A 12,695-nucleotide genomic window follows, 5' to 3' on the forward strand; every position below is an offset into this window, starting at 1 on the left:
CACCGGGGCGAAAGCGGCGGTGCTGATCACGGCTGCTGCAAGAGTGATGAGGATTCGTTTCATGGTAGTGCTCCTTTCGGTTCGGTGTGAGACCACTATAGCCAGACGTTCCAGTGCACAGTAGAACTGATGCAAGTGCTTACAATCGATACATTTGGCCAGATTCCATTAACAGACTGGAAACCTTATGCTACCTCGGCAGGCGTTTGCCAGCGCACGGTCGAGCTTGCCATTGAATCGGGAATCCACAACAAAACAGCCGGCGCAAAGGCCGGCTGTTCTTCATGCAGGGATCGACGGATGATCAGTCGAGCTTCCATGCGTAGTCGACCTTGGCCCAGGTTTGCGCTGGTGCGCCATCCTTGGTGCCCGGCTTGAACTTGCAAGCCGACAGGCCTTTTTGGGCTGCCTTGTCGAGGCCTTTGAAGCCGCTCGACTTTTCCAGCTTCGAGTCGGCGACGCTGCCGTCGGTGTTGACCAGGAAGGACATCGAGGTCGTGCCCTGCTCTTCATTCATCAGCGAGGCTTTCGGGTATTCGACCTTGCACTTCGACGGGTCGAACGAGGCCGGGACTTCACCGGCGAATGCCGAGCCGGCGATGGTGGCGAAAACGAGGGTGGCGATGGCGCTCAGGTAAGGCTTTTTCATGATTTTTATTTCCCAAAAAGGTAGTTGGTCTGCCGCTGACTGCCTGCGGTCTTTCAGTGAGTCCGGCTGGATTCGCCGTAAATTAAAATTCTTCCCATTCGTCGCTGCCCGCTGCAACCGGTGCCTTCTTCGGCTTGGCCGGAGCTGCCGCAGCGGCGGGCTTCTTCAGTGCCGCGCGCGGCGTACGTGCCGGACGCGCTGCCGGCGTACGCACTGCCGGCAAGGTCGCTACCGGTGCCGCTGGTGCCGGCGCTGCCAAAGTCGGCTCGACGCTCTGCTCTTCGCCTTCGACCAGCTTGAAGATGCTGACCACGCGGCCCAGTTCGCCGGCCTGGTCCTGCAGGCTCTGGGCGGCGGCGGCTGCCTCTTCGACCAGGGCTGCATTCTGCTGGGTCATGCTGTCCATCTCGATGATCGACATGTTCACCTGCTCGATGCCGGCGCTCTGCTCGGCGCTGGCGTTGGCGATCTCGCCCATGATGTCGGTTACGCGCTTGACGCTCGCCACGACTTCATCCATCGTCACGCCGGCCTGGCCGACCAGCTTGCTGCCGCGCTCGACCTTCTCGACGGAATCGCCGATCAGGGTCTTGATCTCTTTGGCCGCCGCAGCCGAACGCTGGGCCAGGCTGCGCACTTCGGAAGCCACGACCGCGAAACCACGGCCCTGCTCGCCGGCACGTGCCGCTTCGACTGCCGCGTTCAGCGCCAGGATGTTGGTCTGGAAGGCGATGCCGTCGATGACGCCGATGATGTCGGCGATCTTGCTGGCCGAGCTGTTGATCTCGCCCATCGTGCCGACCACTTGCGACACCACGTCGCCGCCCTTGCGGGCCACGTCCGAGGCGCTGGCCGCCAGCTGGTTCGCTTCACGAGCGTGCTCGGCGTTCTGGCGGACGGTGGTGGTGAGGGTTTCCATGGCCGAGGCCGTCTTTTCCAGCGAGCTGGCCTGCAGTTCGGTACGCGAGGACAGGTCGATGTTGCCGGCGGCGATTTCACGCGAAGCGGTGCCGATGGTCTCGGTACCGCGGCGCACCTGGCTGACGATGTCGACCAGGCTGTTGCGCATGCCGTTCATTTCGGCCAGCAGGCTGCCTTGTTCAGCGGTACGGGTGTCGATGGCGATCGCCAGGTTGCCGTGGGCAATGCTGCCCGCGATCTTCGTGTGTAGTCCGGCTCGCCGCCCAGTTGTTTGATCAGGCCGCGGGTGATGACCCAGGCCGCAGCGACGCCCATCACGACGGCGACGGCCAGCAGCACCAGCATGAAGTTACGGGCGTTGACGAATGCACTGGCCGCGTCTTCCTGGCTCTGCAGGCTCTGCTTGTCTTCCAGCTCCACCAGCTTGTCGAGCGCTTCGGTCCACTTCTTCTGGACAGGACGCACTTCCTTGATCATGACGCGGGTGGCGCTCATGGCGTCGTTCTTCAGGTACAGCTCGGACGCCTTGGCAATGGCAGGCATCGCGGTGGCTTCATGGCCCTTGATCTCGGCCAGCAACGCCTTTTCGGCGTCGGTGCCTTCGGCGCCGAAGATCTTGCTGACCTTGCTCTGGGCCGCGTCGTACTTGGCGGTCTGCTCCTTGAACTTCTTGAGCTCCGGTTCCATTTCGGTCGCGTCGGTCATCAGGGTCAGCACGCGCAGCGAGGCCAGGCGGTCACTGACGTTGTTGCGCATCTCGATGACGGCGCGGCTCGACACGTTGTTGACGCTGACCACGTGGTCGAGGCGGTCCTGGATCTGCGCCATGCGCAGGACGCCGACCACGGTGACCGCGACGAGCAGCACCAGCACCAGGGCGAAGCCCAGTCCCAGGCGCATGCCGACTTTCATCTTCGATAAATTCATTTCGCTTCCTAGCTGTTGATCAGATTTGCTTCGGTGGTGCCGTCGTCGGAGGCTGCGTTCCCTAACGGCAAGTCTTTCCCGTAGGATAAATCAAAAACTTACCGCCAAGGCTCGAAAACAGTGCAGTTATCAAAAAACGCAGGGCCGGGCGCAGAACGTTTTGTTGCAAATCCTCAATTCCGTGTTCGAAATTATGGAGCGGACCTTGCCATAGAGCAAGCGCAGCCTTCACCTGTCTACACAAATTTATATTTCCGTGTAGTAAATTTCCTACATGCAAGCAAAACAGCACGCATGTTCTTGTCGTACGCACCATAGCTGGTGACATAGGGCAATCGACATGATTGCCTCGACAATAACTGAACTACAAGAAGTGGGATTGGGAGAACGAAGCGCCTGCGAGCGCTGGGAGCAAACAGGAAGGCGAAGCAGGCGGCTGTCTGGCAGCCACCTGCCGGTAAGGCGATGGCCTTACAGGCTGCGGATCTGGGCTGCCGCTTCCAGCAACAGGCCGGGGTTGGCCGTGGCCAGCCTCTTCGGGTCCGACAACATCTGGCGGAAGGCACGCGCCCCCGGCAGGCCGGCCGTCAAACCGAGCATGTGGCGCGTGATGCTGTTGAGCTTGAGGCCATGCCCGCCATATTGCGCGAGCTGGGCGGCGATATACGGCACCATCGCCGCCAGCACCTCGGCGCGCGTCTTCGGCGCGGCGTCGTCGCCGTAGAAGCGGGCGTCCCAGTTCGCCATCGAATACGGGTTGTGGTAGGCCTCGCGGCCGAGCATGACGCCGTCCACGTGCTGCAAGTGCAGCGCGATTTCGTCATCCGTCTTGATGCCGCCGTTGATGATGATTTCCAGCTCCGGAAACTCACGCTTGAGTGCATATGCCACTTCGTAGCGCAGCGGCGGAATCTCGCGGTTCTCCTTCGGCGACAGGCCCTTCAGGATGGCATTTCTCGCGTGGACGATGAAGGTGCGGCAGCCGGCATCGGCGATCGTACCGACGAAATCACGCACAAAACCGTATTCCTCGTCCTTGTCGATGCCGATCCGATGCTTCACCGTGACGTCGATCGACACCGCATCGCGCATCGCCTTGACGCAGTCGGCCACCAGCTGGGGCTCGTTCATCAGGCAGGCACCGAAGGCGCCGCGCTGCACGCGCTCGGATGGGCAGCCGCAATTGAGGTTGATCTCGTCATAGCCCCACTCCTGGCCCAGCTTCGCGCTTTTCGCGAGGTCAAGCGGCTCGCTGCCGCCCAGCTGCAGCGCGACCGGATGCTCGATCTCGTCAAAACGCAGGTGGCGCTCGACGTCGCCGTAGACCAGGGCGCCGGTGGTCACCATCTCTGTATACAGCCAGGTATGGCGCGTGATCTGGCGGTGGAAGACGCGGCAATGGCGGTCGGTCCAGTCCATCATGGGGGCTACACTCAGTAACCTACTGTTTTTGTTACTCTTTTCGTTGTTCATTTTGGCTATGTGCAGCAATCAGTGCACACGTCGTGCACACAGGGTAAATAATTCGTTCATAATCCGGGCATAACTCAACATACATGAATTGCACACGATGGCGACAATAACGAAGCTACCCAGCGGGAAATGGCGGGCACAGGTTAGGAAAGGTGGCATGTACCGGGGAGAGACGTTCACCCGAAAGCGTGACGCTGAGTCATGGGCGAAACAAGTAGAAGTTCAAGCGGAGCACATTGTTGCGAGCGGATACCAGCCCGTACCAGAAGGTTATAGCGTAGGCGACCTAATCGACGGTTACGCCCAAGAGTGTAACATGGGCGGCCGCACCAAACAGGCAACCCATGCCATGCTGAGGCGGGAGCTAGGGAGCGTTCCGCTGAAACGCCTCAACAGTATCCACTTGCGTGACTTCATCGACATAAGAGTTAAAGCTGGTGCTGGCGGCGTGACGATTGCCGCAGACCTGTCCTTCTTCGGGGCGATCTTAAAGTGGGGCAAGCACTCCAGACGGATGGACCTGCCGACTGACCTCGCCCGTGATGCGCGCAGGGATTTGAGCGCCCGAAACGTGAGCACCCGCAGTAGTGAGCGTGATCGCGAGCCAACCACGGCTGAACTCGAAAAGCTTTACGCATTCTGGACTGCCAACAAGCGCCAGACGATCCCCATGGCGACTCTCTGCGCGTTTGCCCTTGCTACAGCCATGCGCCAAGACGAGATTTGCTCGATCCAACTAGAAGATGTGGATGCGGAGAAGCGCACGGTTATCATTCGCGACCGGAAGGACCCCCGCAAGAAAGAAGGAAACCACCAAACGGTTCCCCTGCTACCTGCTGCATGGGCACTAGTCGAACCACTACTGGCAATGCGAAAGATTGGACGGGTGTTTCCATATCAGGCATCCAGCGTAAGTACAGCATTCACCCGTGCATGTGCCAAGGTGGGCATCGAAGACCTTCGGTTCCACGATCTTCGGCATAAGGCCACAAGCGACCTGTTCCGCCTTGGGCTGTCAATTCCAGAGGTTGCGGTACTGACAGGTCATAAAACGTGGACCCAACTGAAACGCTACACCCATACCAATTCGGAAGATGTACACGCGGCTGTGTTGGCGTTATCCAAAGTTCAGACTCAGACACCATGACAAAAATTACTGACGAACCATTCAACGGCTTCCCAGCAGACGGTACACCTGTACAGTTCTTCGAGTGCGTGCAGCGTGCTCTTACGTGGCTTGAACCCTACCTGAACGACAACGACATCAACCACGCTACCTTAGTCGCATATTGCCGCTCATATGCCAATTTGGTGTTCTGTGACGGCGAGCAACAAGCGTACGACAGTCAGGAATCGCTGAATGCAGCGTTGAAACAGGTAGTAGTCAAACAGCAGCAGATCGTGACCGTTTTCAGCGGAGTACGGAACTCCATTTTGTCGGCACAGGCGCTTGCTCAGGTCGAAAGCCATAGCAAGACCCAGAGCGAGCGAGCATCGAAGCCTCGAAAACTGGAGGAAAGCGACTGCCGCCGCATCGCGAAGCGGTACTGGGACAGCAAAGCGGATGGGACCAGCTACGGTATTGTGAAGGCGCTTGCGGCTGAATACGATGTTAGCCCGACAACCATCCACGCCACAGCGAAAAAGTACAACCCGCTGAATTGACAAGTAACCGGGTTGCTGAATACTCGCACCTTACAGTTCAGTCCTCATCAACAACAGCAGAGGATCTGAAATGCAGGCAACCCACACCACCACCCCCAACGTAGCCGACCTAGCCCGGCTTGTGAACTGCCTAGACGAGCATGGCTTTGCCACGCTTGCAGGAGTTAAGGTGTCCACACTTGACGCATGGCGCAAACGAGGCCAAGGCCCGGAGTACGTCTTGCTCGGCAGGAACTACCTGTACCCTATCGCCGCAGTCGAGCGCCACCTTTCTTCACTTGTCAGAACTCGTAGTCCCAGCAATCCAGCGAAGACACTGATGTAGTCGATTCTCTATCGCGAAGACAGAAAACCACAGCCTGGTTGAGCATTTCACTACGTTTTATATGTAATAGCGTTGCTGAATTTTTGAGCAGACTGGATGCGGCGGTACCGCACTGACATCAACTGAGACAGCGCCAACTCAACAGCCTATCCAAGGCAATATAAGGCCCCTAGGAGGCGCTCAAAGAAGAAGTTGGTAGGCAGGTAGCCACCAAGAAGAAATCCACTCAGAAGACCGCTATTCCAAGATAGATAGCAAGCAGCACAGTTTGAAACACGTTATCGACAGGAATCCCGATTCGCCTCTTTGGAAGAAAGCCATTATCTCAGGCTCTCCTATGATGACGGAGTTCTCTTGACCTGTCAATGAAAGCAGTGATTTAAGCCGTTTTAAGCACTCCCATATAGGAGAAACCCCTAACCCGCTCGTGTACCACCGCCAATTTGTACTAGTAAGTAAGGAGAAGCAGTGTAGGAGCAGTAACAGAAGGAGTATCAACAATGAAGAAGGAAGAGACAGCCATTACACTAGCCAACGGTGGAATGCACAGCCAGAAGGCATACCGGAAGATAAAGGATATGCTCAACAATAACTACTACACCTCCCCACGCCTCTACCATCTTGTAATGATGGGTTCGGAACAGAGCCGAGACTACCAAGCAGCCATGAAGGCTCTTTGCCTCGAACTACGCAGGAAGGAGATCCCCTGTCAGTGGAAGGGTTGTCTTGAAGTAGAAGACGAGAAGGGATTGCATTTTCACGTGTTCATCCTGGCCGAAGCAAAGTATCGCAACCCATGCTCCGTCCTCAACCATAACTCCCAGCACTGGCTGAACGTGATGATGCAGAAACGTGAACTGACCTACTACATCGCACCACCAGAGAACCCCATGCACCGCACGAGACTGGGTAAGCGGGTGAACTACGCCACCCTAGCTGGGGACAAACTCGCAGACTGTCTGGTTTGGATTTCGTATCTCGTAAAGAGTCGATCTAAGATTCAAGGGATGAGTCGCACCTACTTCGGGAGCCAACCCAACCGCGCTTGTTAGGAGAAAGCGTCGTACAGGCCAACGCTACTACCTTGGCGAAAGGTAAGCGCAAAGCAGCTCCCAGTTCTGCTCGCGCTACCGTTGTTTTGCAAAGGCCCTGCGACATTTCTCGAACATTCGCTGATAAGCGCTTTTCGATGGGACGTTTTCCTCATACACCCAAAGTACGGTGTTTACAACAAACGGCGCAGCCGAGTCTTTTGAGTCAAGCTTCCCTTCCCTTATGAGTGCTCGAAGAAGCTCGTCTTGAGACACTCCTCTGTCCCGCTGCTCAGCGGACATCTTTGCTAAAGCTGCCATCGGCCTACATACACTATCATCGGCAAATGCATGCGATGCACCTAAGATCGCAAAGGAAAAAATCAGTGTTGTACGAAGCATTTAATTTTCCCGTCGTTAAAGTGATCTAGTATATTAACGAATGGAAAACATTGCTATCTCTAAGCGAGCAACTCCATATTTCTAACAATTATGCTTTCAACAGAGGGTTGGTATGCGAACCGTATTACTTCATCTAGAACGCCTGCAACGTCACTACGAAGCCTCGGTACGATCCTACGATGAAGTTTCATTACTTGATCTCTCGCACTCCCTTCGCGTATGGGCTGATCTCAAAACGGTGTTGCCACAGTTAGCTCCCGCGTTTTCCAAAACCTTGAGCTTCAAAACTTCTACGCCTGCAAAGAAAGTCTTACGCGCAGCACGTGGCTCTCGATTCGTCTTCGCTTTCATGCCCGGGGGAGTGATTACGTACGCAGCCAATGGAAGCATTGTCACAGGCCCTCAGGATATCAAGGATAGATCTTTCACTGTCGGGGTCAGCTGCAAAATCAACACTGATGGCTCGATGGAGCTAAAAAATTACTCTTTTATGGAAGTTGCCAGCGACCAACCAATGGTCAAGGCTGCTGCGGCAGAGGATGTCTCCCGCTGCAACTACTCCCAATGGCTTGGAGCTGAAGCTGTAAGGATGTCGTATCCAGACAAGACCGGCGAGCTGAAAATAGTATCGATTACGAGGGAAATGCTGGCATTCCCCCACCAGCGCGGACACTTTCGATAGGTATGATGTCCCTATCGGAGGAGTTACATGGCACGTGAAAGACGGTTGTTTTCAGAAGAGTTCAAGCGCGAGGCAGTCAAGCTGGTAGGCCAGCCTGGTGCAAGCAAGGCGGCGATCGCCCGCGACCTTGGCATTGGCGCCAATTTGCTGGGGCGGTGGTGCAGAGACGCCAACGTGGATGCAGAGGTTACGGGCGGGGGCGAGAAGGTATCGACCCAGGAATATGAGCGCATGCGGCGCGAGCTGGCAAAGGTCAAGACGGAGCGCGACATCTTAAAAAAGGCGCTCGGCTACTTCGCAGCCGACCTCAAGTGAAGTACGGCTTCATCGCCAAATATAGAGCCATCTGGCCAACGCGAACGATGTGTCGTCTGCTTGGTGTGTCGAGCAGTGGTTTTTACGACTGGCTCGGCCGACCAATAAGTGCGCATGAACGTGAGAATGCGCAGCTCCTCAAGGCGATCAAGCACAGCCACGAAGCCAGCGATGGCACATACGGTTCGCCGCGCGTAGTGCGAGACCTTATCGATGCTGGCTTTGCCTGCAGTGAGAACCGCGTGGCACGGCTGATGAAAGCTGCCGGCATCAAGGCCCGCCACAAGCGTCGCCGCGCACCTGGGCAGCTCGATTCGCCAGTCCACGCCATCGCGCCGAACCTGCTGGACCGGCAATTTGAAGCGCCAGGCCCGAACCAGAAATGGGCTGCTGACTTTACTTACGTATGGACTGGCGAAGGCTGGCTGTTTGTCGCTGTCGTCCTTGACCTGTACTCGCGGCGTGTGGTGGGCTGGTCGATGCAACCGACCATGACAGCGCAGCTGGTAATGGATGCCCTGCTGATGGCCATCTTCCGCCGCGGCCGGCCTCGGGCAGTATTGCATCACTCGGACCAGGGCTCGCAATACACCAGCGAAGACTTCCAGCGCTTGCTCGAATCGCACGGCATCGTTTGCAGCATGAGCCGTCGCGGCAACTGCTGGGACAACGCTGCAATGGAAAGCTTCTTTTCGACGCTGAAAACCGAGCGGCTGAGCAAAAAGCACTACCGGACCAGGGATGATTTACGGGCAGACGTGTTCGACTATATCGAAAGGTTCTACAATCCACGCCGGCGTCATTCCACTCTCGGGTATATCAGCCCGGTACAGTTTGAAAACCTAAAATGCGCCTAACGGAAGTGTCCGTGACGATGGGGGAAGGCCATGCTGATTCGGAGGGTCGCAAATACGCTCGATGGGTCGCATCCGTCAGCAGCTCACGAAGTTAGCGAATTCGAGAACAGCTACGATCCTGCTGTTCATTACTTGCTTCAGTACTCAATGGGAGGGTTATCGCTTCCTTACTTCATCTTGCTGAAGATTGCCCAAGATATCGTCGCTATTGCTCCGAAGCTACTCCGCATCGAGTCCCAAACCGTCCCCACGTAAAATCGTTCTGTTAAATGTGCAAGAAGTACACCTTGATGAACACACTAAAACAGCCGAGAAACACTGTTCAACAAGGCCGTAAAAGATAGTTGTTGCACATATTCCAACAATCTCTTAGACTTTGTTGAACACATCAACGAAGGAGAAGGTGAATGACCGCAGGACAAATAGTTGGGTACGTGCGCGTGAGTTCGGTGGACCAGAACCTCGCACGTCAACTGGACGGTATAAAGCTGGACAGAGTGTTTGAAGATAAGGCATCCGGCAAAGATGTGAAGCGCCCTGCTCTGGTAGCCCTACAAGCTTTTGTTCGTGAAGGCGATACCGTTATGGTGCACTCTATTGACCGCCTTGCCCGTAACCTTGTCGATCTGCGAGCGATCGTTTCGGGCCTGAACGATAAGGGCGTAGCCGTTACCTTCGTCAAGGAAAACTTGACCTTCAGCGCAGACACTTCCAGTCCGATGAACACACTCATGCTTTCCATGATGGGAGCATTCGCAGAGTTTGAGCGGTCGATGATCCTGGAGCGACAGCGCGAAGGTATCGCGGCAGCGAAGGCAGCAGGCAAGCCCGCGGGCCGACCAGAACGGCTCAAGCCAGCCGATGTGGAAGCGATCAAGGCCCGCTGCGCTGCTGGCGATAGTAAGGTAGCACTAGCGGCTGAATACAACGTGTCGAGAGGTACGCTTTACGCCGCCCTGAAGTGATTACGATAGCCGTAAATACGGCTTACTCCTTTCATCCCGTAATGACTCGTACTTCGTTCAAAAACTGCTCAGTATCCAAAAAGTAGTTCGGATATGCTCTTTTGAGTGAATTTATCGAGGACACGGATACGAGAACCACGCGCACTGACGAGCCAGCAGGAATAAGGCTTTCAGCGGTTGTATATTCATGGTGTGCAAGTCTGGACTGTTCTTTGCGATACCCTCTTACGAACACCCTTCGACCAGCAGGTTCGAGCCGGACGAGGAAGTAGCGCGCATTCTTCTGCTGCTCAACCCTCGGCAGAATCGCCCTGTACGCCGCAAACACGTTCGCCATGTGATGACTAGCGTTAAGCTGCCGTATTTCTTCGGAGAGCTTGAGAAAGTCGTCGGACGTTCCTGGAACCGTAGGGCACCCTTCCCGCAGCGCAAAGACAGAACTCATCAGTGCGAAGAAGCGCCTCCATTCCTCGCTCCCTAGGTTCGACTTCAGGGCCTGCCCAGTGAATGTTTCCGCTGCCTCGACAGCAGTAGCCCATTTATGTTGTAACTGTGTCCGAATCTGGATTTCAAGCTTCAGCCCGGCATAGGGACTAGAAGCACCAGCGAACGTGTACATAAGGTGGACACCCCGGTAGCCAGTTGGTTTGGGTGTTGCAATATAGTCCTTGCTGTTCGACAGTGTATGGACTAAAGGCGAATTCACGTACGTCGCCTCCAACCGTCTGACCAATTGGACGGTCGGCATGACGGCTCTACAACCACCAATATCCTGCATTTGCGTCAGCCGCATACTACTCTTGCTCCTGAGCTTGGCCGCAATCGAATCAAGTCGCTTGATACGCTGCACCACTAGTGCTTTCGGGGCAAGCTTCTGAGCACGGTTCTTTAGCGTGGTATGGAAGGTGTTGAGAGGATGTGCATGCGAGGCGCGAAAGTTGTCGATTATTGCCAAGCAGTCAGCGGGGTTTCCAACGGCGTCGGCAAAGGCACGACCAGCAGCGTTGTATTCGGTGCGGGTGAACTGTAGGGTAGCGTACGCCATACTGCCTCTTGGAAAAAAAAGATCATTTTAATCCGTAGAGATGCAGGGCGGAAAATTATGAAGAACTAGGGCCGTGTTCCTTGTGAAGTGAGCGAACGGCAGCAGTCTCTTGTCGATATTTCAATTTCCGGAAATGCTACAGTTCGGTCATCCCCATTGGCGTTAAGCGGCGTAACCGACCTCGCGGATTTTTTTATTTTTTTGACAAACCTAGAGGAAAGATCGGGTTTTGCAGTCACCGATGAGTGCACACATCATGCACACGAACCTCTTGAAACCCGCATGAATACTGGAAATTACGTCCAGTCCATCATGGGGGCAACGCTGAGGGTGCGGGGGCGGTAGGTCATGCGGAACAATCCTTTGCTGGCGCCTCGCGCGATCGGGGAAGGCGCAGGCAAGCCGGGCATTTTACAGAAGAATCGCCCTCCCCCTCAAGCGGGGCCTGTTTATGCGTCAGCCGGCGGTGCGCTGCGGCGGATGCCGTCGGCCAGGGCGATCCGTGGCTGCCAGCCCGGCGGCGGCGCGCCTCCCGTCCAGGGAAGCAGCATCTCGCGCGGTCGGTCGGGGCGCGCACCCCAGTCGGCGGCGATCGGCAGGCCGGCCACGGCCTCGAAGGCGGCCACCAGCTCGGTCAGGCGCAGCGGCGCGCCGGACGATACCCGGTAGTGCAGCTGTCCCGGCGCGGCCGTGCGCAAGGCATCCGCCGCCGCAATATAGGCATCGACGACGTCGTCGACATACACCAGGTCGAGCAGCTGGCGGCCGCTGGACATGGCCAGCCGTTCGCCGCTGCGCGCCGCGCGCCACAGCGCGGTCATCAGCTTGGGGCGGACGTCGCCCGGGCCGTAGGTGTCGAACAGCACCAGCGTCGCGACCCGGAATGCGTGCGCGTTGACGTAATACGCCAGGATCGCTTCGAAGGCCTGCTTGGTGGCGGCGTACAGGTTGACCGGATCGTAGTCGCGGTCGCCGTAGTGCTGCCAGGCGGTGCCGGTATTGACCAGCTTGCGCACGCCGGCGACCCGCATCGCCTCGGCCAGCTGGGTGGCGAACAGCAGGTTCGCCTGCACCAGCGGCGCGACGTCCTGGGGCCGGTGCTCGGCGACGAAAACGGCGGCCAGGTGAAAGACGACATCCGGCGCGGCCTGCTGCACGATCCGGACCAGGTCCTCGGTAGCGCCTTCGAAACGGTGCACGGTCAGGGCCGGCGCCGGTGCCGGAAAGCTGGAACCGGCGCGCAGCAGGACATGCACCTTCCAGCCCGCGGCCAGGAGCCTGCGCGCGAGATGTGACCCGACATAGCCGCTGGCCCCGGTGACCAGGGCGCGGCGAGGTGGCGCTTCGTTCACGTTAGTGCTCTGGACGAACAGGTTCGGCAACCAACGACATCGTCAAGACCTGCGGTAACGCCGCAAACCGGGCTGGCATGGGCTGC

Annotated in this window: 10 protein-coding genes and 1 pseudogene; 6 read left to right on the forward strand and 5 right to left on the reverse strand. The window is 57.0% G+C overall.

What is annotated here, in order from left to right; translation table 11 throughout:
• Positions 1-304: 304 nt before the first annotated feature.
• The 3 genes and pseudogenes from LPB04_RS00005 to dusA all read right to left on the reverse strand — a co-directional run bounded on the left by LPB04_RS00005 (position 305) and on the right by dusA (position 3,970).
• Complete coding sequence (locus LPB04_RS00005; protein WP_193686785.1) at positions 305-649, reverse strand: energy transducer TonB; 345 nt, start codon at positions 647-649, stop codon at positions 305-307.
• A gap of 82 nt (positions 650-731) precedes the next feature.
• A pseudogene (locus tag LPB04_RS24325) lies at positions 732-2,482 on the reverse strand (methyl-accepting chemotaxis protein).
• A gap of 486 nt (positions 2,483-2,968) precedes the next feature.
• A complete protein-coding gene (gene dusA, locus LPB04_RS00015) occupies positions 2,969-3,970 on the reverse strand; it encodes a tRNA dihydrouridine(20/20a) synthase DusA (RefSeq protein ID WP_193686786.1) in 1,002 nt (333 codons plus the stop codon).
• A 316-nt stretch (positions 3,971-4,286) separates the two neighbouring features.
• On the opposite strand from dusA, the gene LPB04_RS00020 reads away from it, so the two are divergent.
• The 6 genes from LPB04_RS00020 (at position 4,287) to LPB04_RS00045 (ending at position 10,212) form a co-directional block, all read left to right on the forward strand.
• Positions 4,287-5,117, forward strand: a complete 831-nt coding sequence (locus LPB04_RS00020) for a site-specific integrase (RefSeq protein WP_193686787.1) — start codon at positions 4,287-4,289, stop codon at positions 5,115-5,117.
• Positions 5,114-5,635: a hypothetical protein gene (locus tag LPB04_RS00025; protein ID WP_193686788.1), complete on the forward strand. Its 522-nt coding sequence runs from the start codon at positions 5,114-5,116 to the stop codon at positions 5,633-5,635. Before LPB04_RS00020 ends, LPB04_RS00025 begins: the two co-directional genes overlap by 4 nt.
• An 825-nt stretch (positions 5,636-6,460) precedes the next feature.
• Positions 6,461-7,012, forward strand: coding sequence for a hypothetical protein (locus LPB04_RS00030; RefSeq protein WP_193686789.1), 552 nt, complete (start codon positions 6,461-6,463; stop codon positions 7,010-7,012).
• Positions 7,013-7,505: 493 nt separating this feature from the next.
• Entirely contained in the window at positions 7,506-8,075 is a 570-nt protein-coding gene (locus LPB04_RS00035) for a hypothetical protein (protein ID WP_193686790.1), read from the forward strand.
• A 27-nt stretch (positions 8,076-8,102) separates the two neighbouring features.
• A protein-coding gene (locus tag LPB04_RS00040) for an IS3 family transposase (RefSeq protein ID WP_193686218.1) occupies positions 8,103-9,247 on the forward strand; the annotation gives its coding sequence in 2 pieces (ribosomal slippage) (positions 8,103-8,361 and positions 8,361-9,247; 1,146 coding nt in all).
• Positions 9,248-9,654: 407 nt separating this feature from the next.
• Positions 9,655-10,212, forward strand: a complete 558-nt coding sequence (locus LPB04_RS00045; protein ID WP_193686791.1) for a recombinase family protein — start codon at positions 9,655-9,657, stop codon at positions 10,210-10,212.
• A 31-nt stretch (positions 10,213-10,243) separates the two neighbouring features.
• On the opposite strand, the gene LPB04_RS00050 is transcribed toward LPB04_RS00045, so the two are convergent.
• Positions 10,244-11,257 (reverse strand): RelA/SpoT domain-containing protein, encoded by a 1,014-nt coding sequence (locus LPB04_RS00050; RefSeq protein ID WP_193686794.1) that lies wholly within the window; start codon positions 11,255-11,257, stop codon positions 10,244-10,246.
• A gap of 449 nt (positions 11,258-11,706) precedes the next feature.
• Entirely contained in the window at positions 11,707-12,609 is a 903-nt protein-coding gene (locus LPB04_RS00055) for an NAD-dependent epimerase/dehydratase family protein (RefSeq protein ID WP_227496558.1), read from the reverse strand.
• Positions 12,610-12,695 lie beyond the last annotated feature (86 nt).

This window comes from Massilia litorea, from assembly GCF_015101885.1.
Lineage (GTDB): Bacteria > Pseudomonadota > Gammaproteobacteria > Burkholderiales > Burkholderiaceae_D > Telluria > Telluria litorea.